General features: G+C 41.4%; 13 protein-coding genes. 4 read left to right on the top strand and 9 right to left on the bottom strand.

All coding sequences use genetic code 11. The features are described 5' to 3' along the window. Nucleotides 1-15 precede the first annotated feature (15 nt). Nucleotides 16-651 (top strand): AlbA family DNA-binding domain-containing protein, encoded by a 636-nt coding sequence (locus ACFPIK_RS06505; RefSeq protein WP_377913444.1) that lies wholly within the window; start codon nucleotides 16-18, stop codon nucleotides 649-651. Here the strand turns inward: ACFPIK_RS06505 and ACFPIK_RS06500 are convergent. Then, nucleotides 641-1,558: a 1-aminocyclopropane-1-carboxylate deaminase/D-cysteine desulfhydrase gene (locus ACFPIK_RS06500; RefSeq protein ID WP_377913442.1), complete on the bottom strand. Its 918-nt coding sequence runs from the start codon at nucleotides 1,556-1,558 to the stop codon at nucleotides 641-643. The two genes, ACFPIK_RS06505 and ACFPIK_RS06500, sit on opposite strands and share 11 nt — an antisense overlap. Nucleotides 1,559-1,605: 47 nt before the next feature. Between ACFPIK_RS06500 and ACFPIK_RS06495 the strand changes: the two genes are divergently transcribed. Both ACFPIK_RS06495 and ACFPIK_RS06490 read left to right on the top strand, forming a co-directional pair. Beyond that, nucleotides 1,606-2,640, top strand: coding sequence for an RluA family pseudouridine synthase (locus ACFPIK_RS06495; RefSeq protein ID WP_377913440.1), 1,035 nt, complete (start codon nucleotides 1,606-1,608; stop codon nucleotides 2,638-2,640). 1,038 nt (nucleotides 2,641-3,678) lie between these two features. Beyond that, on the top strand, nucleotides 3,679-8,019 hold the full coding sequence (locus ACFPIK_RS06490) for a hypothetical protein (RefSeq protein WP_377913438.1): 4,341 nt from the start codon (nucleotides 3,679-3,681) through the stop codon (nucleotides 8,017-8,019). A gap of 136 nt (nucleotides 8,020-8,155) precedes the next feature. Here ACFPIK_RS06490 and ACFPIK_RS06485 read toward each other — a convergent pair whose 3' ends face one another. The 6 genes from ACFPIK_RS06485 to ACFPIK_RS06460 all read right to left on the bottom strand — a co-directional run bounded on the left by ACFPIK_RS06485 (nucleotide 8,156) and on the right by ACFPIK_RS06460 (nucleotide 19,641). After that, entirely contained in the window at nucleotides 8,156-13,192 is a 5,037-nt protein-coding gene (locus tag ACFPIK_RS06485) for a glycine-rich domain-containing protein (protein ID WP_377913436.1), read from the bottom strand. An 829-nt stretch (nucleotides 13,193-14,021) separates the two neighbouring features. Continuing rightward, on the bottom strand, nucleotides 14,022-15,494 hold the full coding sequence (locus ACFPIK_RS06480; protein WP_377913434.1) for a T9SS type A sorting domain-containing protein: 1,473 nt from the start codon (nucleotides 15,492-15,494) through the stop codon (nucleotides 14,022-14,024). 450 nt (nucleotides 15,495-15,944) lie between these two features. Next, a complete protein-coding gene (gene rho / locus ACFPIK_RS06475) occupies nucleotides 15,945-17,822 on the bottom strand; it encodes a transcription termination factor Rho (RefSeq protein ID WP_377913432.1) in 1,878 nt (625 codons plus the stop codon). A gap of 203 nt (nucleotides 17,823-18,025) precedes the next feature. Next, on the bottom strand, nucleotides 18,026-18,715 hold the full coding sequence (gene recO, locus ACFPIK_RS06470) for a DNA repair protein RecO (protein WP_377913430.1): 690 nt from the start codon (nucleotides 18,713-18,715) through the stop codon (nucleotides 18,026-18,028). Nucleotides 18,716-18,727: 12 nt separating this feature from the next. Beyond that, a complete protein-coding gene (locus ACFPIK_RS06465; protein WP_377913428.1) occupies nucleotides 18,728-19,312 on the bottom strand; it encodes a thymidine kinase in 585 nt (194 codons plus the stop codon). A gap of 2 nt (nucleotides 19,313-19,314) precedes the next feature. Beyond that, a complete protein-coding gene (locus ACFPIK_RS06460) occupies nucleotides 19,315-19,641 on the bottom strand; it encodes a 2Fe-2S iron-sulfur cluster-binding protein (RefSeq protein ID WP_377913426.1) in 327 nt (108 codons plus the stop codon). Between the two features lie 33 nt (nucleotides 19,642-19,674). Here ACFPIK_RS06460 and ACFPIK_RS06455 point away from each other — a divergent pair, with 33 nt between their 5' ends. Then, nucleotides 19,675-20,802 carry a hypothetical protein gene (locus ACFPIK_RS06455; protein WP_377913424.1) on the top strand — a complete coding sequence of 376 codons (1,128 nt, stop codon included), beginning with the start codon at nucleotides 19,675-19,677 and terminating at the stop codon, nucleotides 20,800-20,802. 91 nt (nucleotides 20,803-20,893) lie between these two features. On the opposite strand, the gene rodA is transcribed toward ACFPIK_RS06455, so the two are convergent. Both rodA and mrdA read right to left on the bottom strand, forming a co-directional pair. Next, entirely contained in the window at nucleotides 20,894-22,168 is a 1,275-nt protein-coding gene (rodA, locus tag ACFPIK_RS06450) for a rod shape-determining protein RodA (protein ID WP_377913422.1), read from the bottom strand. Continuing rightward, complete coding sequence (gene mrdA / locus ACFPIK_RS06445) at nucleotides 22,169-23,971, bottom strand: penicillin-binding protein 2 (RefSeq protein ID WP_377913420.1); 1,803 nt, start codon at nucleotides 23,969-23,971, stop codon at nucleotides 22,169-22,171. Nucleotides 23,972-23,993: the final 22 nt, after the last annotated feature.

The raw sequence follows: 23,993 nt of genomic DNA, 5'->3' as shown, positions 1-23,993 counted from the left end.
TAAACCAACCCACTCATGACCCTCCAAGAAGTCAAATCCTTGGCCGCGAAAGGCGAGGGGCTCCGCATTGAATTTAAGAAAAAGGCAGCCTATCCGGAGAAAATTGTCCGGGAAGTCATTGCTTTGGCAAATACAGAAGGTGGAGACTTGCTTATTGGAGTCGATGACGACGGGACTGTCAGCGGGCAACGGTTTATAGAGGAAGAGATTTTTGTGATGGAAAAGGCGATTCGGGAGCTGATTTTTCCTGCTTTGAGTTTTGAAGTATTCACCATTAAGCTGACCGAAAAAAAGGGGGTGGCTGTTTTTAGGATACCATTGAGTCCCGATCGTCCACATTATCTAAAAACAGGTGATAAAAAGCAGTCTTTTATCCGAGTAGCGGATCGCAGCGTGCAGGCTAGTCGAGAAGTGTGGGAAGTGCTGAAGAAAAGCAGAACCCCAGAAGACGTCGTATTCACCTATGGGAAAAAGGAGGAAGTGCTGATGAAAGCCCTGGGTGAAAAAGGAAAAATCACCATGAAGGAGTATTCCAAACTGGCAGGAATTCCGTTTTTCTTGGCTTCAAAAACCCTAGTCAGACTGGTTGCCGCCAATGTTCTGACCATTCACCCACAGGAAACAGAAGATTTTTTCACGATCAAAGACTAGGAAGACGGATCCCGGTCTGATGGTGGAAACCAGCATTCCCCTGTAGTCCCCCTGTATGGATCAGTAAAATCTTTGAACCTTCTGAGAAATGATTTTTTTGTACCAAGTCAAAAAAACCAGCCACCATTTTTCCAGTGTAAATGGGATCAAGAGGAACTCCAAATTCCTTCCAAAACCAACCTATAAAGTCAATCAATTCAGAAGTCCATTTTGCATAACCCCCAAAATGATAAGCTGTGTTTATTTCCAGTTTGCCAAGAGGTTGAATGGAATTTCTTACCATTAACTGTTGAATTTCTTCAAGGATAAATTCACCTTTCAAGGATGAAAATCCGATTAGGATTTGCTCTTGCCGAAGGCTTTGGGCCAAGCCAGCTAAGGTTCCTCCAGTTCCTATTGAAGTGCAAATATGGGAGTATTCTTGGTGCTGCTCGGTCAGGATTTCAGAGGTTCCTTTGATCGCAAGAGGATTGGTGCCTCCCTCTGGAATCAAGTAGAAATCGCCAAAAGTGCCCATTAGCTTGGCAATGAATTCCTCGGTATTCTTCCTTCTGTATTCGTCTCTCGAGATGAAATACAGATGCATGCCCTGCCCACGGGCGTAAGCTAGCGTCGGGTTACTTTTGTCTGAGTCTTCTCCACGGATTATTCCGATGGATTTCAGACCAAGGTTCCTAGCTGCTGCGGCTGAAGCATGGATATGATTTGAAAAAGCACCTCCAAAAGTCAGAATGGTAGTTTTACCTTGATTTTTGGCTTCTTCCAGATTGTATTTGAGTTTAAAAAATTTGTTTCCCGGTACAGAAAAGTGGACCTGGTCCAGTCTCAACATACTTACTTCTATTCTCTTTTCTTCGAAAATAGGATGGAGCAAAGGGACTGTTTTTACAGGTTGTGGGTGAAGCATTTAGGGACTTTTGTCAAAGTTAAGCCACATCCTCCTATTTTTGTGTGATGAGCCAGCGCATTGAAGAAGACTTAGAAGAAGATGAGCTAGAACTGTATGAGCACCACCGTATCCTCGTGGACAAAGGTCAGTCTCTGATGCGCATTGATAAATTTTTGACTGAAAAAGTAGCAAACGCCACAAGGAATAAAGTACAACAAGCTATTGATTCCGGGGCAGTTTTGGTCAATGGGCAGCCTACTAAGTCAAACTATAAGATCAAACCTTTGGATGACATTCGAGTTCTGCTCGAAAAGCCTCCAAGAGACACCGAGGTTCTTGCCGAGAATATTCCATTAGACATAGTTTTTGAAGATACTCATCTCTTGGTGGTCAATAAGCCTGCCGGTATGGTGGTACATCCTGCCCATGGGAATTGGACAGGTACTCTGGTAAATGGATTGGTATATCATTTTGAGCATTTACCGGAGTTGAAAGGAAATGTTGGTCGTCCTGGTTTGGTGCACCGGATTGATAAAGATACTTCCGGATTATTGGTGATTGCTAAAACAGAGGAAGCTATGGCACCTCTCGCGGCACAGTTTTTCCACCATACGATTGATAGAACATATTTGGCGCTGGTTTGGGGAGAACCTGAGGCAGATTCCGGTACAGTGAGAGGTCATGTGGGTAGGAGTGCCAAAGACCGTAAAGTAATGGATGTCTATCCAGACGGTAGTCAAGGAAAACATGCCGTTACTCATTGGAAAGTGCTCCAACGCCTTCGATATGTATCCTTGATGCAGTGCAATCTGGAGACGGGCCGTACCCATCAAATCCGTGCACATATGAAATTTATCAATCATCCACTGTTTAATGACGCCATGTATGGAGGAGATAAGATTCGAAAGGGTACACAATTTGCCAAGTATAAATCTTTTGTTGAAAACTGCTTTGACCTAATGCCTCGTCAAGCTCTACACGCAATGAGTCTGGGATTCATTCATCCTGTCACGAAGGAAAAGCTATATTTCGAAGCCCCATTGCCAGAGGATTTTTTAGCTGTTTTGGAAAAATGGCAATCTTATGTAAAACACGAATGATTGTGAAATAATTAATGAATGAAATATTTTTTAATAAAAACGGCAAAAAAATGATCATTTTGATGAATTAAGTATAATCAATAAATCTTTTGTTGCCATTTTTTCAATTCCGCTTTTAAAACCTCTTAATTATTTTCCATTTCGTCATAATTCAATCGATTTCCTTAAATAAACTGTAATTTTTTACAATAAACATTGAATAATTTGCAAAATCAGCGCGAGGCCTGCTATATTTGAATCAGCTATTAAGCTAAAAGTTCACACACATACTGTAGGATGTTGAAATTGGCAGACAAGCCCTCCTGTCTCGGGGGTGGAGATGCTGGGATAAAGCAATTAGCGAGCTCGTAATTTTGCCTAACTACTCCGTGGAGGTTCGAATCCTTCTCCTACAGCAGGTTATTTTGGGTTTATTGTTAATTGACTAAAACCATGGAATTTTATTCCGTGGTTTTTTTATTGCCTATTTTTTTCAAAGGCAAATAAAATTCTATATAGGATCAAAATATCCAAATTATCGTTCTTGTTTTTTCCTTTCGTGCTTTGGTTAACAATTTTATAATGAGTCCACCAATTTCCGCGCTTTAATTTTTATATATTTAATTATATACCATTTTTATTAAAAAAAATGTAAAAAAATAAAATAAATGTTGCAATAATTTTAATAAATCAATCAGTTTTCTACCTTTGGCATATCATTTATCTCAAACCTATTCAATCGATTTCGAAAAGCTCGCAAGAGCTTTTTGATTATCAGGGAGTTTGGAAGGCGGTAACTATTCCAGTTCATTCCTGAGCCCAAAACCACTCATACTGTAGGGTGTTGAAATTGGCAGACAAGCCCTCCTGTCTCGGGGGTGGGGATTCCAGTATAAAGCGTAATTCAAACCGGACTATTGCCTAACTGCCCCGTGGAGGTTCGAATCCTTCTCCTACAGCCTAAATCTAAAAGCAATGCAAAACGCATTGCTTTTAGTGTTTAAGCCTTATTTGTCCTTTTGTGCGTATCTTTTCGGAGGTTTAGTCGTTTTTCAACTTATGTCTTCTGACAATCAAAAGAAACATAGCCATCATCCGCTTCGCAAGAAGATTCTTAGACTTGTTCTTAAGGGGATTTTGGCAATTCTCTTATTGGAATCTGTTGTCTATTTTGGTTCTAACCTATTTTTGGCAGGAATTGCCCGGCAGAAACTGAATGAATCTTCTGGTGGCGTTTATGAAATTGGATTTAACCGATTTAACCTTTCTCTTCTGCGGAGAGGTTTTTTTTTAGATGGAATTGTCTTAAAGCCAATCCATCCTGAAAAATCTAAAGTTGACCAATCCCTTTTTGAATTTACCCTGGATGAGATTTCTTTTTCAGGACTGTGGTATGACTTTTCAGAGAATGAATTTTCGGTTTCCAGAATCCATCTTGACAATCCCAACCTTAAACTGATCAATCTAGATTCAAGTAAAGTTGAATCCGAAAATGTATCATCTAGAAGTTCAGCGATTAAGATCTTGGAGGGAGAAATCCGAAAAAGTATCAGACGTCTGAGTTTGCGGGGCTTTTATGTTCATTTGATCGAAATTGATCACGCCAATTTCTTTTTCTTTAATTTTTTGAGCCAAGGTGAGCTCAGTGCAAAAAACACAGCGATCAGGATTTTTGATTTAGATTGGACAACTTCTGAAGATTGGCTCACTCCGTTTAATGCAAAGGGGATAGACTTTGATCTTGAAGAGGCTACTTTTCCACTTCCGGATGGGGTACATACCATAGGGTCAGAAAAGGTTCACATCTCTTCCCTTGGAAAAACAGTTGAAATCGAGGGATTTTCATTGACCCCTGATCTAAAAAAAGAAAGCAAATCCCATTATCAACTTACTCTTGATAGACTTAGGCTTGGTAACGCTGATTTGGATAAGGCTTTCATGACCTCTGAATTGGAAGCTGATGAGCTGATCATGGATCACCCTGTAATCAAGGTGATTAAATCTGATTTGGTGCAAGGAGACACAATTGCATCAGGTGATTTGAATGAATTTATTCAAGGAAAACTCAAATCAATTTCTATTAAAGAGCTCTCCATTAATGACGCTCAATTTCTAAAGGAAAATAGAGGAGATTCCTTAAAGAATAGAATCCAACTCGATGACCTTGATTTTAAAATGGTGAGATTTTATTTGGGAGAGGAGGAAGAAAGAAAGAAAAACCAATTTTTTTACGGAGAAGATGCCTCTATGGAAATTAAAGGAGGTAAACTTTTTCTTGGAGATGGGATCCATATTTTGGAGGGAAACCATGTCAGTGTCTCTTCATTTAAAAAAGAATTGGTTATAAAAGACCTATCGGTCTACCCCACTTCCGATTTATTAAAATTGAGGTCTTCTAAAAATCTGGTGAAAATCGGATTATCAGAACTCTCCCTATTGGAGGTAGATCTGAAAAAGTTGTATCAATCAGATGTCCTTGAGGTAGATAGATTGGTCATCGATCAGCCAAGCATTGAGATTACAGAGCAATTGACTTCGGTAATGGATACCGCAAGGCAGGAGCCTTTTACTCAAGTAATTGAAGGGATTTTAGATGGAGCCGCAATTCGTGATTTTCAAATTATTGATGGAAAAGTCTTTTTCAAAGACAACAAAGGTCAACGAAGCAACAATATCGGATTTGAAAGATTCAGTTTGAAGTTAGATGAGTTGCAGGTAAAGCCAAATCGCTTTCTTCCAATTCAGGAGCAGTTTCTCGTACGAGATATTGTTTTGAGTTTAAATGAATACAAACTCAAACTGAAGGATAATTTGCATTTGATTTTTGCCAATCAGTTGACCATAGACTCCAAAAGAAAGCTGCTCGAAGTCAAGAATTTATCCATCAAGCCCGAAAATCCGGATCAAATCCAGTCCCTTTTGGACACTTATGGAAAAACCTATGTGGTTGATTTTTCCATTCCCTTATTTCAGGCTAATGGACTGGATGTCAAAGAAGCGTTTTTCAATCAGCGATTGATAGTCGATCAGTTGCTGCTTCCTAGTCCAAGGTTTTTGATCTCTTCCTACAGGTCAAAGGAATTAGAACGCACAGAAAATACTCCAACCTCATCAGCAGAAATTCAAGATTTATTGCTGGGATATTTTAATTCCATTCAAATTGACTCTATTGATCTATCTAAAGCTAAAGTCAAATACGAGAGCTTGGTTGAAAATAAGCGCTCTAGGTTTGAGGAAGATGAAATGTCACTCAAGCTCAAAAACTTTACCCTTGGTATAGATGATAGTTTAGATTCTGAGAAAACCCTGTTTTCAGATGAAGTAAATCTGATTTTCAACAATTATTCCTTCACTCTTGCAGGAGGGAAATACATTGCGGAGACTGATTACCTGAATTACAATTCAAGGACGAAAACAATAGATTTTGAGGATCTTATTTTAACCCCCACACCCCAAATCAAAAGCAAACTTGCTCTGGCACTGAATCTCCCTAAGGTACGTCTCCAAGGAGTGAACATGGAAGAGTTCATTTTTGAAAGTAACCTGATTTTTCAAAAGCTTGAAATTGATGAGGGAGAAGTTGAATTCGGGATAAATCGGGATATTGAGTCTTTGCCAAAAAAAATTGCTAAAAAGAGCCTTTCTTCCCGAAAAACACTTGAAGAGCTAAAAATAGACACAGTTAGTGTGTCAAATTCTACCCTAAAACTTAGCTATTTGGGATCAAACCAAAGCCTGCAATCTGTCAAAACCGGCTTTGATTTGCTTATCTCTGATTTTTACCTTGATACGCTCGGAGTTGATGCGGAAGATGTAGCAGAAATGTATGGTTCGGCCAATCTTGATTTGAAAAACTTTGTTTTTGCGCTACCTGATAGTGTCCACACGCTTCAATTTTCCAAGGTCAGATTTGGAGACAAAATTGACGAACTTGTTTTTTCAGACCTGTCCGTAGTTCCCAGGGATTATTTTGGGATATCTGGTAATCCAGTTGTAGAGGCCAAAATTGATCAATTAGCAATCAGGAAAAATAAAATTCAGGAGATGTTTGAGTCTAAACGACTCGATTTAAGGCAGATTCAACTTTTAAACCCTGAAATTGCAGTTTATTTGGATTCGGCTTTTACGAGTTCTAATAAAACAAAACAATCTTTTCAAAAGGGTGAAAAGCTGATTCAGTCTATTTTGTTGAATGAGCTCAATTTGGATAATGCAGCTATACAATTTCATCGAAAAGGAAAAGGGCCGATTCCAAACTTAAACTTTCCCAAAGTTGATGTAAGAATGAGCGGTTTGGGAATTGATTTATTGTCATCCGGTCAATTGCCGGCCACTAATGAATTGGTGAAGAAGGTTACTGATTTCAACTTAGAAAATTATCAGTTTTTCACACCGGATAGCTTGTATCATGCGAAGTTGGGCAGAATCAGATATGAAGAAGGAGATCTTTTTGTGGAAAAAATCTCTTATAATCCCCTACTGGGCACTTATGCTTATTTGAGAAAGTTTCCTTTCCAGAAAGATGCAGTCAATGCTACCATTGAACGGATTCAATTGAGGGGAATTGATCCATTGAGTTATTTAGCGAGTGGGACAATTAAGGCTGATGACGTCATAATCGAGGGAGCCAGGGTGGACTTGATGAGGGATAAAAGAATACCGATGGATTCAACGGCAATTAAGTTTATGCCTCAATATCTGATGGAGCATTCTCGTGTTAATGCGGATGCTTTTTCGGTAAGGGTAAGAGACAGTAGGATTCGGTATTTCGAATTTGCTAAAGAAGGCACCATGCCCGGTATGATTTCTTTTGACTCAGTGAGGATGGATATGGCTCCGTTTTTTTTAAGAAAAGAGAATACTTCTTATCCTTTAGAAAAAGTCAGAATGGGTATTGAGGCAAAACTGATGAATAAAACACCAATTCAAGTCAATAGCGTCCTTTATTTCAAGAAACCCTATCCTATGGATTTAAGCTTTGAATCTGGAGCTTTTGATTTTAAAGATGCTTCCGATTTTTTATCAAAAACAGTTTTTGCAAGGGCAGAAAAGGGCTTTTCTGTAGGAGGGGAGTGGGAATTTCAGTTAGATGATGAATCTGCAATGGGATGGATGAAATTTGCTTACCAAGATTTAAAAATTGAATTTCTAGACAGTCTGACTTTGGACCAGGGAAAGGGAAAACTTAAGCTATACAGTGTAGGAGCCAATATTTTGATAAAGAATTCCAATCCAAGATCTGCATCAACCAGTATACAGAAGAGGCCAATTTATCTAAAACGAGATAAGCGAAAATTTATTTTCAGTGCCTGGTGGAAGGCAACCTTGAACGGATTGAGGAGTACTGTTGGCCTTGGCAGGCCTAAAGTTCCAGAGGAAGCTTTCCTGAAAGAAGATTGATTTTTATCAGGTTGGTTCCAAGCCGTATTTTTAGCTCGTAATAAATTTTCTAATGCATATTTCAGGTTTAACAGGTCGAAAAGCTGGACGATAGCAGAATTACACTGGGTTTACTCCTGATTCAAGGAGTGTAACCTTACCTTTTGATAATTCGGAAAGACTCCGTTTTACCCGACCAATTGAGCGTAAGAATATATATTCCAGCTGCCTTGGTTTGCAGATAGGATCCAAGTCTGCTGCTTAATCTGCTGATATCTGGATCATTAAAATATTCAACTTGCCCCAAAACACTGGATACCGTTGCGGTAACATCTCCTTCGAGGAGTTGGTCATCACTAATTAGTTCAAGTTTGAAGCCGATACCTGAAGTTGGATTGGGATAAACGACCCATGAGGAAGTTCCCAATATTGGATCAACCTGAATAGCTCTTGTTTCGGTGTAGAAGTAAGAACCACTCAAATTAACTTGCTTGAGTCGGTAGAAGATTGTACCACCGGCAGCTGGGATTGTTTTATCGATGTAGCGGTATTCAGTTACTTTGTCTGAATACCCTTTTCCTGAGACTTCTCCGATTTTATTCCAATGCTGCACGTTATTAATGGAACGTTCTACCTCAAAGTGTGAATTTTCCCATTCTTTGGTCACCGCCCAAGAGAGGTTACCTTCCCTATCGGCTGGATCATATTTAGCGTTAAAGTAGAGGTAGTCGAGTGGGAGGATACGGAAGACTGGATAGGTGATAAATACTCTGCCTGACCCTCCAGTTCCACCTCCTGAAATTCCACTTCCTCCACCTGAACCAGTTCTTGCAACCCCAGCTCCTCCTATTCCATTGACGCTACCGTCTCCTCCAAGTGGAATTCCTGAGAAAGTCCCTCCGAGTCCGGGTGCTTGTTGGAGAGAGTTGCCTTCAAAATTGAATCCATTTCCTCCACCGCCTCCATTGCGATAATAAGTGGTGGTTCCAATTACGTATGATAACCCTGGCCCACCATTTCCTCCGCTGGCATTTCCTGCTCCTGATGCTCCTCCATTTAAACCAGGACCAGCTGCACCGCCACCGCCGCCGCCAGCAGCAGCTCCCTTATTGATATCATTCGTAAATGTCTTTTTTTGAACTCCTCCACCAGAAAATCCACTGGAACCATTTCCTCCATTGTTCCGATCATCAAGCCCATTGACATTGTCATCATATGCACCACCACCTCCTGAGGCTCCAGATTCTCCTGATCCCCCATTTATTGAATTAGTCGAACCTCCTCCTCCTCCTCCTTCTACTGGTGCGATGGTTCTAGATACTCCATCCACGGTACCAGTCACTGATGAGTTACCACCTTTTCCACCTCTTTGCGAAAGATCTGATGCACCTTGCCCACCTTGTCCCACAGTTACATTGAAATTAGAGTTCGCAGGTAATCCGAATGTGGCGTTTACATTGATTGTTTCCTGTGCAAAGCCTCCAGCGCCGCCACCTCCTGCAGCTTTACCCCTACCGCCGCCGCCGCCGCCGCCAACGGAAGTGACTGTGAATTCAATCAATCCCTCGGGTGCCTGCCAAACGCCCGAGCATGTAAATTCAATAATCGTATTGCCAGATCTAGCTCCGTCGTCAAGTACGACAAAACATGGACCCACAGGCGGCAAACCATAGGAAACTACTACCAAGCCTTTTCCACCTGTACCTCCATCTCCATTGCCTCTTGCTCCGCCACCACCGCCGCCTAATGTACCATTAGCGCCATCAGCATTGTTGCCAACACCAGAATTGCCTCCTTGAGAACCAGGTGCTCCTCCATTTCCTCCACGACCTGCCGATGTTCCTAAAACACCATTTTGTCCCTGATTTCCAGGTCTATTATTTCCTTGTCCGCCATTTCCTCCAGTGGTTCCATTTGCAGCTATACCTCCCGAGGCATATGCTACGCTTCCTGTTTCCGGATTTGTAGGATTAGGTGTCCTAGACACATAGCTTGGTTGACCATTCTGTGGGGCACTGCTATTTGTAGCACCCGCGCCTCCATTGCCTACATAGAGATAAAGCGTGCTCCCTGGGACAACTGCTATGGTGACTTCAGAATAGCCGCTGCCACCACCGCCGCCGCCGTCATTTCTGGCACCGCCGCCGCCGCCGCCCCATACTTTAACTGTAATCTCAAAAATCCCTGCAGGAACATAGAAAATCCCTCCGTCTGGGAATGCAGTGTCTCCGAATCCAAAAAATGTTTCATTGTTGTTACTTATTGGTGTTGGGCAACTAGTGGAAACATTTGTTTTTCGAATACTGGTAATGGTAAGCGAGGTTAGTTGATCATTTGGAATTGGAATTGTATTGAAAGTACCTCTTCCATTGGTTACGGAAACACTCGCCGTCCTCGTACCCAATGCCGAATTGGCAAGACCGAAATCGTAAGTTACCTCGTAAGTACCGTTTGTTAGAATGCTTGGATTTCCTGTTATGGTCACCCTAGCAAGGCCTCCTGATGCTGAAGGCGCTACAGAAGTAGTAGAGGTCAATTGATATGCAGGTTGAACTTCAATGGAACCTGAAGCTGAAACGGTTCCGCAACCCCCAGTTAAAGGAATGTTATAAGTGTAATTTCCCGGAGGGACTAATAATGGGTCAACAGTACCGCTAATTGTAAGCATGTTCCCACTTAATGTGGCGTTGAGACCGTTTGGTAGTACGACTGGTGTTCCGATTCCTGTAGCTCCGGATGTAATAAGGTTTATTGTAATAAAAGTTCCATCAGAACATGCGCTAAGAGGTAGTGAAGGTGCCGCTACCGTATTTTTTTGGACAGTTATGGTATTGGAAAAAGTAGGAGAGGATGCGGTGCAACCACTAGGTGAAATGTAATTAACAGAAATTGATTTATTTCCAGGTGTAAGCCATTTTATAGTGACCCAATTTGAAGTTGAATTTCCGCCTGAAACAATGGTATAATCTGTATTAGCAACTCCTGGAATAGTCCATAAATAATTGGATTGTCCAGATTGGGTAGTATAGGTCAGATTTGTATCTACACAGTGGCTACCGCTAGGTTGGGTGGGCTCAAATAAAACGGTAGGAAGTGGATTGACAGTAAAAACACCTGAAAGCGCACTAATTGATGCTGTTCCACAAGATGTATTAGATGAAACTACTACATAGTAACGACTCGATGCTGGAACAGATCCGTCATTTAAAGGAGAATAGCTATTTGAATTTGTCCCAACAGGAGTATCTGTTCCAGGATCAATTGTTCCAGAAGTATTTAGATACCATTGATAGCTAAAACCTGGTCTTGCTTCAACCGATAGTGCACTGAAGCCTGGGGACACATTAATACAACGAGATTGATTTGTGGTAAAGCCTGATAAAGGAATTGCTGAGGGTTGTGCATTTACCGTTATTGTACCAGTAGCATTGACAGTACCGCAGCCACCGGTTAGAGGAATGCTGTAATTGAATGTTCCAGAAACAGTAGGTGTTCCTGTTATTGAAATGGTATTTCCTAACCAAGTGGCTGAAACTCCTGTAGGAAGTCCATTTGCACCACCTACCCCATTATTTAGTATTCCGGTTGCACCTGTCGTAGTATGAGTGATCGTTGGAATAGCTGAATTGATACAAACTGTTGTAGGGGTGGGCGCCGCGCTTACTGTATTCCCTGATAATGTTTCAATTAAACCTGAAGGATTACTTTTGATCGATCCTCCACAGAATCCGGTTATTTCTACATAATAATATCTCTGGGTACCTGCAGTACTAGAACTAGGAGTGTAAGAATTTGAATTTGCACCGGAAATTGGCGTGCCACCTGTGTTACTAGAGGTTGTATTTTCAAACCATTGGTAACTGTATCCAAAACCTGTTCCCACTGAAAGTGGAGTAAATGAATTTCCAACACATAAAGCTTGTGCTCCCAATTGGGGGTTGGTAATTGCCAAAACATCGTTTACTCGGATCGTGCCCGTAGCATTGACCGTTCCGCAACCGCCTGTCAAAGGAATCGAGTAGTTGTATGTTCCCGTAGCAGTTGGAGTTCCCGTGAAAAGGATTTGGTTGGCATTCCAAGAAGCACTGATACCTGGAGGAAGTCCTGTGGGGGTTCCTATTCCAGTAGCACGAAACGTGGCTTGGGTAATTCCGCTAATTGGACTACCGAGACAAAAATCGTCTTCACTGATAGGGTCGAAGGAATTATTTTCAGAGATTCTGATTGAGCCGGAGATAACTGTTCCTGAGCAGTTTCCCTGTAGAACAACTTCGTATGGATAAATACCTGGTGCTGTAGGAGGTGTACCTATAATTCGAAGTGTTCCGTTTAATACATCACCAGAATAGGTAGCAGTCAGGCCTGCAGGCATCAGCTGATTGGTAATGCCTGTTACTCCTGTGAAAGCGTATTCAATAGGAGCTATCGGGCTTCCAGAACACAATGTTTGATTTGGAGAGGCTGGTGAAGACGTTAGAGAGATTAGGCACCAAGAGACGATAATTTGGCCGTTTGCTCCTGATCCACCTGTCCCACTGTTTCCATATCTTCCTCCTCCTCCTCCACCTGGAAAGTTGCCAGGGCTTCCAGCCCCATCATTTACTCTTCCGTTTCCTCCGTTTCCACCTCCTGGAGGGGCAATTGCTCCATTTTGATTGGTTGCACTTATTCCATCATTTCCATTACCTGCAGAAGATCCGCCTCCTCCACTTCGAGCTGATCCTCCTGTCTCCCCATCCGCACCCCTTCCACCGGTATAGGTTATATCTCCAACTCCGATTAATGCCCCATTTGCCCCCGTATTACTATCTGTGGAGTTTCCACCTCTTGCTCTTATAGTAGTTAAATTAATAAAATATGAATCTTCTCCAGCACCTGTTGTAGTTGAACCACGACCTACATAAAGGTTAAGGGTTTGACCAGGTGTAACTGAAAGTATACTTCTCGAATAGCCACCTCCACCTCCGCCTCCACCACGGTTTGATCCGGAGCTCCCCCTACCTCCACCACCCCAAGCTTCAACAGTGATTGAAGTAACACCTGCGGGAACTGTAAATTGTTGAACTGCTCCTGTAGCGCTAAAAGTCTGCGATTGCCCAAAAACATTTCTTGAAAAAAGCAATATGATTCCAAGTCCCATCAGCAATGGGGCGGTCTTAAAAATATTTTGAAAAAGCTGTCGTAAAGTTTTCACAGGCTTGGTTGATGCTTTTTCCTGATAATCACGAACAAATATAGCTAAATTTGCATTACATAACATTAAAAATGCATTTAATATACCAATTCATCCATTTTTCAGGCTTTATATCACATCTGTATTTCCTTTTTAATTAGTTATTTACTTGTACTCGTACTATTTGGGGTTCTATTACTTCTCGGTTAGTTTTAGGCTTTCCATTAAAGTAAGACCAAAAATAGTAAATGAAATGATATAAAAAGTAAATTAAAAGTCTTAAATATTTGATTTGCAGATATCTCAACTCTTTTCATTTCGTTTTTGGCTTTAATGAATGTGCTGGTTCAGTCTGGGCGTTTAATTCGATTTTGATCATCACCTAAGGAATTTTTCACTCCTCTTTACGTGTTTTATCTACCAATTATTCCAGTCTTTTTATTCTTTGCCTTGCATTAAAATGCTTCTTGAAATTATAAAAACGAAAAACAAATCAATAAAAATGAATTTGGAATAACTAGAGGAAAAAAGTAAACTAGGTAACGTCACCTATTACCTAAGAATCGGTTTTGGGAATTTTGGATCTTCGGTTCCTAACTCCTACAATTCGGTAATTAAAATCTAAAAGATAGGAGAGTAAACAACAAATGAGTTAGGACGAGAAGGAATAGTTAGGTTTTGGAAGTTCTATGATAGGTAAATAACCTAATCTTTTGTCCACCTAAAGACGTTTGGTATTCTCCAAAAATTTAAAGGTTGATAGATGGCCAGGAATTGTTGAACCTTTAAAAGCGCAAAGACTCTGATTTTGATTTAGATCCAGATGTTCTGGAGCAAAACAGTGATTAGACTATCTTACAAAGAGTTTGATCATCTCAGTTTGTCCATCCCACGAGAGATTAACTACATATAGCCCTGAATTTTTTGAGACAAGGTGCTGATTTAAAAATTCTTCAACTTGCTTTGGTTGTTCAAAAGTAGCTGATGAAACCTCTGTGCCTACCATGTCGGAAATCTTCACAGCTATTGGATTTGCAGATTGGGTCAATTTATCCATCAATTCTAGGTGGATGTAAGTTCCTCTATGGCTAGGATTAGGATAGGCTTTCCAGGCGCTGTTGCCTTTTACAGCATCGATCTTTGTGGATTTAACTTCACTGTAGATGAATTCTCCTTTGAGGTTAAGTTGTTTGACTCTGTAATATGCTATTCCTCCAGAGGCTGGGATCGTCTGGTCGATAAATTTATATTCGGTGATTTTATCGCTAAATCCAACAGCTTCAACTGATCCAATTGTTTCCCAAGTCTCTACTTGATTGATTGCTCGCTCAATTTCAAAGTAAGAAATTTCCCATTCCTTGGCTGTTGAAAACAAAACTTCAGTTTTTCTGGCATCTGATTGGAATTTGACGTCAAATTGCGCTAAACCAATCGGTAGAATTCTGCAATTACCTACTTGTATTTTGCTTGCAATTTCACCGTTGAAGTTTCCGGAGCTAGAATGAGTACCGCAGACTCTGAAAAATGATGTGCTTTCTACATCGAAAAGGGCATTACCTACTACTTTTAAATCGCCACCTACTTCCACCTCACTGGTTCCTGTTACTTTTATTCCTCCTTGACCACTCAATTCAAAATGTTGATTGATGATGGCAATACCTGGGGTATTGACATTTACTCTGGCATTGTTGCCTGAGATTTTCATGCTACCTCCGGTTCTGAAGAATCCTTTGATATTCAGGGATACATCTTTACCTGAAATAAAGCTATCTCCAGTTACTATCAATGCTGCCCCATTACCGATGTTAATACTCACATCATTTGCGTAATTGATTTGGGTGGTGGTTACTCTTGATTCTACCGAACTCAATGAATTATCTCCCTTTAGATTAAGAGAAGTAGTAGTGCCAGCATCTAAAAGAATACCACTGGCTCCTTGGACATCAATTTTTCCTCCTTTTCTCAGATCCCAAGTCATATCTTGGTCTTTGTCAAGGGTGACATTTCCAGAAAAAGTCAAAGTAGCCCCATTTTGTACAATTATCTCGTCAAATACACCTCCCATCACTACGTTTCCGGGAATGGTAAGGTCTGCATTAATAATTAGGACGACTGGACAGCCATTGGTCTTATTGAATATGGCAGATGCTAAGGGAATCGCAGAGTTGTTATTACTGCAGGTATTGGTTCTTGTCCAACATGTGGAACTTGTTGAATTGAATGAGCATCCGCTTCCACCATTGTAGGTGAAAGTTTGTCCTACCACATTTAATGAAAAAAATGCAGTGAAGATGATTAAGACCAGATACTTAAGATTGCCCATTTAGTTTTTGAAGTGCAAAAAACCGTATTTCAAAGATACTATTTTGTATTCCATTTTTACAAAAATCAGCAAATCTTGAATTTTAATAATTAACTAAAAACAATAAAAAATTGAATTTAATCAATATAAAATATTTTTATAAGTGCCTTATTGTTCTGGATTGATATAAAAGATGAAAAAAGAAATAAAATGCTTATTCTATTTTTTAGGTCTATTTTATTAAAAAATAGAATAAAATAATTTTGATTAGAAATTTTGTGATATAAAAAATTGAAGTATAGCTAAAAACAAAATAAATGATGATTGCTGATAGGTTACTTGCTCATTTAAATATCAAAAAATAGCATTTTAGTTCATTTTGAAATTTATTTTCAAGAAGCAAGGTAAAAACAAAAAAACCCTTGAGTTTTCTCTCAAGGGCTTGATAATTAGGGTGCAATTTGCGCAGGATTATCCGTTCATGCTGATCAAAAACTCGGCGTTGTCTCGGGTTCCTTTCATTCGCTGGAGTAGGAATTCCATAGATTCCTGTGAGGTCATGTCGCTCATCAGTTTTCTGAGGATCCACACACGCTGCATTTCTTCTTTGTCCATCAGTAGGTCTTCTCTTCGAGTACCGGAACTGAGTACGTCGATCGATGGATAGATTCTTCTGTTTGCCAGTTTGCGATCCAGAGCCAATTCCATATTACCGGTACCTTTGAACTCTTCAAAGATCACCTCATCCATTTTAGATCCAGTTTCTACGAGTGCAGTAGCAATGATAGTGAGCGAACCTCCATTTTCTACATTTCTTGCTGCACCAAAGAATCGCTTAGGTTTATGCAAGGCGTTGGCATCCACACCACCTGAAAGAATTTTGCCTGAGCTTGGAACCACTGTATTGTGCGCTCTTGCCAATCTGGTGATGGAGTCAAGTAGGATGACTACATCATGGCCTACTTCTACCATTCGCTTGGCTTTCTCGAGTACGATATTGGCTACTTTGACATGACGCTCTGCCTGCTCATCGAAGGTAGAAGAAATTACTTCAGCCTTTACCGATCGTGCCATGTCCGTCACTTCTTCAGGCCTTTCGTCGATCAATAAGATCATCAAGTGGACTTCCGGATGGTTCACGGTGATGGCATTGGCGATTTGCTGCAAGAGGACGGTTTTACCTGTCTTTGGCTGCGCCACGATCATACCCCGCTGACCTTTTCCGATAGGAGCAAATAAATCAAGGATTCGGGTAGAATAGCCGTCGGCTTTGGTGGAGAGATTAAGTCTCTCTTCCGGGAAAAGTGGAGTGAGATACTCAAAAGGTACGCGGTCGCGGATTTCGTCTGTCGTCTTTCCGTTGACTGTTCCGAGTTTGAGTAGGGCAAAGTATTTCTCTCCTTCTTTAGGAGGGCGAATGGAGCCTTTGATATGGTCTCCTGTTTTTAGTCCAAAAAGTTTGATCTGGCTAGGAGAAACGTAAATATCATCAGGGGAAGCCAAGTAGTTGTAATCCAGTGATCTCAGAAAACCATAACCTTCCTGCATGATTTCCAAAACGCCTTCGTTTTCGATCACACCGTCAAATTCTCTTGGACTCACAAAAGGTTTTTTCCTCGGAGGCCCCGGAATGGTCTCAGCGGTCGGCATCAACACCTCATCTTGAGACTTGAAATTTTTTCTTCTTGGCAGTTCCACGTCTGCCTCAGGTCGGGGAGCTTTTTGCTCTTGTGCGACAGGTGCTGTGGGTTGTTGATCAGTCTGTACTTCTTCAGAGATGTTTTCCGATACGTTGACTTCTTCGAAAACTCTCCTTCTTGGTCTGAAGGATTTGGGTTCTTCTGCTGTAGGTTCGGAGATTGGCTTTCGCTCAGGTCTGGGTTCCCGGGTATCGGGTTTAGACTCCCTTTGATCAGGCCTAGGTTCTCTTCGTTCAGGTCTGGGGGTAAATTCTTTCGCTGCTTTGGGTTCTTGCTTTGGCTCTTCTTGTGGGGAAGTTTCGATTTCTTGTGCTTGAGGCGTTTCCTTTTGTGTTTCAGTAGGCGCAGGAGGGAGTTCAGTTACATTTTGTCTTCTGAACTTTGATTTGAACTCGGGCTGATCTCCCTGTGGTGTCGGGGTGACAGAAGGGATTTCTTGTTTCTTTTCGGCTTCTTCTAGGGCCTGAGTCTCTACAATGGAGGGTTTTTTCTTAGGTAGAGCTTGTTCTGGGGTGATGGCTTGCTGATCAAGAATTGCATAGACCAGTTCGTCTTTTTTGAGTGATTTGAAGTTTTTAACTCCAAGTTCTTCAGCAATCTCCTTCAGTTCAGATAATAGCCTGATTCTGAGTTCTTCTATGTTGTACATAAAGAGGGTGTGAAATAAATAAGATCAGTAAAATGCGGTATTTGGGAACGTGAATAATTTTCTGAGCTAAAAAGGTCTGCAGGAAAGGCTCAAGTCAAAGTGGGCTGACTTGCTTTATTCACGGTGATGTCACAATATTAAACGATGCATGTGGATTTAACAAATTTTTTCTTTTTGCTTTACTGTTTTAAATCCAATAGAATTCAGCTCATTAGCTGTCGTATAATGGGTAAAGACTTTATCGGCGCGGGATGTTCAAGGTGCTCCGAATGAAATTCGAGTAAGTAATCAAGAAGTTTTCTCCGAAGGGCTATCGGTATTGTGAAGGAACTTTCAAATCTATGGGTGAGTAGGTCTTCCAAATAGTCTATAGTTATATTTATTTCCTCTGGGACAAATGGATGATGAATACTTTCAATTAAGAATCCTTCGGCTGCTTCCGGTGCGAAACCTAGGTATTTTGCCTTTTCAATTAAAAAAACCAAAGGGAAATGCCCAAGATTGCATCCTGATTTGTCGAGAGTCATGACGCTTTCCTCCAGGAAATCAAATAGCCAATCATTTTGGTAGCCCTCGTAAATGCTCCTGTTGATTACTTCAGTCATAAATAAAGCGATGCTTGTCCTGGCAAAATCGAAGGGGATCAGCCGGTGTGGGAAAATAATTTTGGCTTCTGAGATCCGCTGTAGGCCAGCATTTTCTTTGTCATAGACTACCAAATCGAGAAGGGTAAGCGGTTGGTAAAGTGCAATTTTACTTCCCTTACTTTGTGTCCTCACGCTATTGACTAGGTAGGCTTTAAGCCCAAGTTCACGGGTGAATATCCGAACAATTATGCTGGTGTCCTTGTATTTGAGGTAATTGAGTACGATCCCGCGAGTCTTTTTTAGCATGAGCTGTAAGGGTTACTTTTTATCCTCCAAAAAGCACTTCCTACATCTGGCTTCATAGCTTTCCTTTTCACCCAAAACCACTTTTTCTTTAGCTTCTGTGAGCCGTAGCGAAAAAGCAGCAAGGTCTCCACACTTCATACAGATGGCGTGAACCTTGGTAACGTATTCTGCAATGGCCATAATTCTTGGCATTGGTTCAAAGGGTTTACCCTCAAAATCCATATCCAGACCGGCAAGAATGACACGCTTCCCCTGATTTGCCAAAAGCTGCACTACTCGGATGATTTCTTCATCGAAGAATTGTGCTTCATCGATTCCGACCACATCACAATCTCCTGCAAGAAGAAGAATATCTCCTGCAAAATGAACGGGTGTGGAGCGAATGCTAGTCTCATTGTGGGAGACTACATCGGACTCATGGTACCGCTTATCTACAGAAGGCTTAAAGATTTCTACTTTTAGCTTGGCCAACCTTGATCTGTTGAGTCTTCTGATTAATTCTTCGGTTTTTCCAGAAAACATAGACCCACAAATCACCTCGATCTGTCCGCTGCGCTCGGTGTTTTTTCTGCTACTTAAGGAAGGTTCTACAAACATGATCAGCTGGAATAGGTCATATGTGGAAACTTATTGGCATCTGCCACGCGAATAGTCAATGTATCGGAAAGCAAATTGGATTGGCAGGCTAGTCGTTCGTTTGACTTCAAGCGGTTTTGTGTTCGGTAAAAGAGTTCCCTTTCTGTTTCGACACTGAGATGATTTTGACCTTCTACCACAATCATTTTACAGGTCGTGCAACGTCCCTTTTTCCCACAGGCATGCATCCAATCGATGCCATTTTCATGAATTAATTCGATAACTTTACGATCGGTGCTGTCCGAATCAATAGAGAAATTTTCTAGATTTTGAATGATAATTCGGGGCATCAGTTCGTTTGCTTTTGAAAACCAGACCCACCCATGACAGTTCAATTTAATAGCAATTATTTAGAAAGCTACTCCAAAGAATACGCCCAAGCAGTCTCCGATCGATTTTTTAACGGACGGCAATTTATCACCGGACAGGAAATAATTCAGCTTACCAGTAGTGCTCAGGTGAATTTTTTCATCATCAAGCGACTGTTTGAACTTTGGCAGGAAGAATTGGCCAAGCTGAAAAGCAGCCCTTACTTTGATTACAGAGATATTGCAGTCCATGATGCTCTTACCCAATTCATGAACGTGCTCTCACGCAGAATCAAAGTGGAGCGCACATTTCTCGAACCCATGATCAAGACAGCCGTGGAGCAAGCAATAAAAGTAGCCGTAGATCCGGTTACTTTTTATCAAGGCGAAATCAAAAAGGCACCTTCCGGCAAGATCAACGAATTTATCCGGGAGAATAAAAAGTATTACAAGTGGCATGACCGAGTGATTTCTTTTCTGATTGATAAGGCCGGTTTTGGACATGACCCAGAGGCATACCACCGGGCCATTTCGGCTAATTTCCAAGTGATCAAGGACTCACTGGAATCCACCCATATGTTATTGGCTACTTTGGGTGAAGTCAAAGCTTTCAACCTTGATTTGTATTTGCCTCAAGATAATTCTGAGAATTCTTTGGATGAGTCTGCTACAGTGCAAGATGCTCCTGAAACACCAGCCCCCTCCTCTTTCTTTGAGGAAATAGAAGATGAAAGCTCAGTAGCTACTTTTTCCCAACCACTCAAATCTGAAACCATAGTCGAAAAACCAATTCCTGCATCCATTCCGGTTGTCAGAAACACTTCCTACAGTACTGGGGTGAGCTTGGAATCAGCTAAGCTGAAGGCCCAATTTGCAACAGAGTCCTACAAAGGTATGAAGGGCATAATTGGTGAACTTTCCGAAAGCCTTGCCTTGAATCAGCGGTTCATGTTTACCAAGGAGTTGTTTGACGGCAATGCAGATTTACTCCGACATGCTTTGAAATCTATAGATGAGGCTGGATCGTTTGAAAAAGCCGTCGAGCTAGTCAATACTAGATTCGTATCTGAACTGGGTTGGGAAACTGACTCAGAAGCAGTTTGGGAATTTATGAGATTGATCTACCGGAAGTTTTTGGATTAAACCAAAAATGTAATGAAACTCAAAAGCGGAAGAATCCTTCCGCTTTTTTTATGATTTTTTGAAGACAAGTCTCCCTATCCTCTACAATTTTCTAACTGATTCTTCCTAATTGTGTAGCCCTGGAAGAATCAAATTTGATAAAAATGAAAAGCAGTACGGTAAATGACCAAAGGGAAGAACCACCATAGCTAAAGAAAGGCAAGGGAATACCCACCACAGGGAATAGGCCTATAGTCATGGCTATATTGATCATGAAGTGAAAGAGCAAAATGGATATTACCCCATAGCCATAAATTCTGGAAAAGCGGGTCTTTTGCCGTTCGGCCATGATGACTAATCGATAGAGTAATCCGGAAAAGAGACCTATCACTACTAAGCTACCGATCCATCCAAATTCCTCACCTAGGGTACAGAATATAAAATCGGTGTGCTGCTCAGGGACAAAATCAAACTTGGTCTGAGTACCCTCGAGGTATCCTTTTCCTAACAAGCCTCCCGAGCCGATCGCGATTTTTGATTGAGTTACATTCCATCCTACTCCCAAAGGATCCAAATCAGGGTTAAAAAGAACCATGATCCTGTTTTGCTGATGGGGAGGTAGCTTGGATACTACAAAATCAATAGAGTAAATGTAGGCAATCAATCCGATCGCAATCATGGAAAATACGAGTGCCCGTTGCCAAGATTTTCTTCCTAAAAAGATAAGCGCAGCGGTGATCAACACGATCGCACCCACGAGGTAGAGGTTATTTTCTATGCCCAAACCCAGAAGGGTGATCGCGATCATTCCTAATCCCAATATATAATACCATTGCGGAAGGCCTTCTCTGTAAAACATTACCAAAAGCGAGAAATAAACCATAGCCGTACCTGTATCGGGCTGAAGAAGTATCAGCACTACCGGAATCAATAATACGCTGAATGCAATGAGTTGGTATTGTTTCTTTGACAAGTCAAAAGTGGGCCTCTCCATCACTTTAGCTAAGGCTAAAGCAGTGGCAAATTTTGCAAATTCCCCTGGCTGTATCCTGAATTCTCCAAAACCAATTGAAAGTATCTGTCCATTTACTTCCTTACCCAAAACAGGTGTTACAATTAGTATCAAAAGAAAAATGATATAAATGACCAAGGAGAGGTTTTCAAAAAATCGGTAATCCGCCACCATGATTACCATGATCAAGCCTAACGCCACCCCAATTCGGACCAGCTGCTTGCCGGAGTTGATCGAGAGATCAAAAATGCTCTGATCCAATTGACTGTCATAAACCGTTGCATAGATATTAAACCAGCCGATAATGACCAGTGCAAAATAGATGGAGACGGCTATCCAATCTACCCGGTTGATATGAATGTCTGATTCTTTCATTTAATAGATAAAATTTCCTGCAAGGACATATTCCTGAAGCTCAGGTCTGGTGATTTCACCTTTGATGTATTTCTCAATCATCAAAGAGGCTGTGCTTGCAGCAGCCCGACCTCCCCATCCTGCATTTTCCACATACACAGCAATGGCGATTTTAGGATCGTCTTTTGGAGCAAATGCAATAAACACTGAGTGGTCCTCGCCATGAGGATTTTGAGCTGTTCCTGTTTTCCCCGCTATGATCAAATCTTTGATCACAGCTCTGTTTGCAGTACCATAGAGTGCCTCTGCCATGGCATCCTGAATCAAATTGAAGTGGTGAGCATCAATTCCGACTTCGTGTTTGATCTGGAATTTACCGGGTATTTGACTAGGGTCTCCGTCGATGGCTTTTACTAAATGAGGCGTATAATAATAACCTTTGTTGGCAAATATGGCGGCCAAATTTGCCATCTGTAAAGGCGTTACCTGCATTTCTCCCTGGCCTATGGAAAGGGAATAAATGGTGGAATACTTCCATCTTCCCGAGCCGTACACCCGGTCATATAGCTTACTTGAAGGGATATCTCCTCCTTTTTCACCATAGATATCCATTCCTAGAGGACTTCCCAATCCAAACTTAAGGACTTTTTCCCTCCATGAATTTAGGCCGATCTCTGTGTCTTTAAAGGTGTTGGTAGAGACTTCTTGATTGATAATTTGCCTGAAAGCCTGATGGTAGTAGGGATTGCAGGAGTTGCGGATGGCTCCAAAAAGATCCACCGGACTGGGATGATTGTGACAAGCTACTAGAGACCGGTTGCAGGCGAAGGTTGAACTTGGTGTCAGAATGCCTTCCTGAAGACCGATAAGGCTCTGGACGATTTTGAAAATCGATCCCGGAGGATAAGTCGCCATGATGGGCCGATTAAATAGCGGCTTTGAATTGTCATTGTTTAGCCTTCTGTAAGTTTTGCTAAACTCTGCTCCTGTCAGTTCATTTGGATCATAAAATGGAGCTGAAATCATCGCCAGGATTTCCCCGGTTTTTGGTTCGATTGCTACCACGGAACCGGTTTTTCCATTCATGAGCATCTCCCCATAGCGCTGAAGCTCGAGGTCGATGGTGGAGGTGATGTTTTTTCCTGCGACCGATGCCGTATCGTATTCCCCATCTTTGAAAGGGCCTTTGTCAATCCCTCGGACATTGACCATTTTATACTTTACCCCCTTCTTGCCGCGAAGCTCATTTTCGTAATATTTCTCAAGACCACTCAGACCCACATAATCACCTTGATTGTAATATTTAAGCGTGTCTTTTTCGAGTTGGGAAGCGTTGATCTCTCCGATATAGCCCAATGCATGAGAAGCTGAGGGTAGGGGGTAAGACCTGACAGACCTGGTCATGATAAACAATCCCGGAAAATCCACTAGAAAGTCCTGAATTCTGGCAAAATCTGTGGTTGAAATCTGTTTGATCAGAGGGGATGGCTTGACAGAGGAGTACTTCTTGGCGGCGGTGTATCCCTCGATGAGCTCTTCTTTACTGATTTTAAAAAGCTGGCAAAACTGTGTAGTGTCCTGAATTTTAAATTCTTTGGGTACTACCATCAGGTCAAAAATCGGATTGTTAAAGACCATCAGTTTTCCATTCCGATCATAGACTAATCCTCGGTAAGGGTGGTCTACGATTCGCTGAATGGCGTTTCGTTCAGCTCTTTTCATAAAGCTGTCGTCCAACACTTGAATCATAAAAAGCTTGGTAAGCAGGATGGCACTCACCAAGAAAATCACGATGAGAATGACTACGGGTCTTTGATCTTTCATGTGATTATTATTGATTATCAAA

The sequence above is a fragment of the Algoriphagus aquatilis genome, assembly GCF_042657405.1.
In the GTDB taxonomy this organism is placed as follows: domain Bacteria; phylum Bacteroidota; class Bacteroidia; order Cytophagales; family Cyclobacteriaceae; genus Algoriphagus; species Algoriphagus aquatilis.
The sequence above is the reverse complement of the archived record's forward strand: the minus strand, read 5'-3'. Positions and strand labels throughout refer to the sequence as shown.

What these genes read in the sequence shown, in the direction of transcription:
- ACFPIK_RS06505 (WP_377913444.1), top strand. Translation starts at nt 16, where the DNA reads ATGACCCTCCAAGAAGTCAAATCCTTGGCCGCGAAAGGCGAGGGGCTC.
- mrdA (WP_377913420.1), bottom strand. Translation starts at nt 23,971, where the DNA reads ATGAAAGATCAAAGACCCGTAGTCATTCTCATCGTGATTTTCTTGGTG.
- ACFPIK_RS06465 (WP_377913428.1), bottom strand. Translation starts at nt 19,312, where the DNA reads ATGTTTGTAGAACCTTCCTTAAGTAGCAGAAAAAACACCGAGCGCAGC.
- rho (WP_377913432.1), bottom strand. Translation starts at nt 17,822, where the DNA reads ATGTACAACATAGAAGAACTCAGAATCAGGCTATTATCTGAACTGAAG.
- rodA (WP_377913422.1), bottom strand. Translation starts at nt 22,168, where the DNA reads ATGAAAGAATCAGACATTCATATCAACCGGGTAGATTGGATAGCCGTC.
- ACFPIK_RS06460 (WP_377913426.1), bottom strand. Translation starts at nt 19,641, where the DNA reads ATGCCCCGAATTATCATTCAAAATCTAGAAAATTTCTCTATTGATTCG.
- ACFPIK_RS06500 (WP_377913442.1), bottom strand. Translation starts at nt 1,558, where the DNA reads ATGCTTCACCCACAACCTGTAAAAACAGTCCCTTTGCTCCATCCTATT.
- ACFPIK_RS06490 (WP_377913438.1), top strand. Translation starts at nt 3,679, where the DNA reads ATGTCTTCTGACAATCAAAAGAAACATAGCCATCATCCGCTTCGCAAG.
- ACFPIK_RS06495 (WP_377913440.1), top strand. Translation starts at nt 1,606, where the DNA reads ATGAGCCAGCGCATTGAAGAAGACTTAGAAGAAGATGAGCTAGAACTG.
- recO (WP_377913430.1), bottom strand. Translation starts at nt 18,715, where the DNA reads ATGCTAAAAAAGACTCGCGGGATCGTACTCAATTACCTCAAATACAAG.
- ACFPIK_RS06480 (WP_377913434.1), bottom strand. Translation starts at nt 15,494, where the DNA reads ATGGGCAATCTTAAGTATCTGGTCTTAATCATCTTCACTGCATTTTTT.
- ACFPIK_RS06455 (WP_377913424.1), top strand. Translation starts at nt 19,675, where the DNA reads ATGACAGTTCAATTTAATAGCAATTATTTAGAAAGCTACTCCAAAGAA.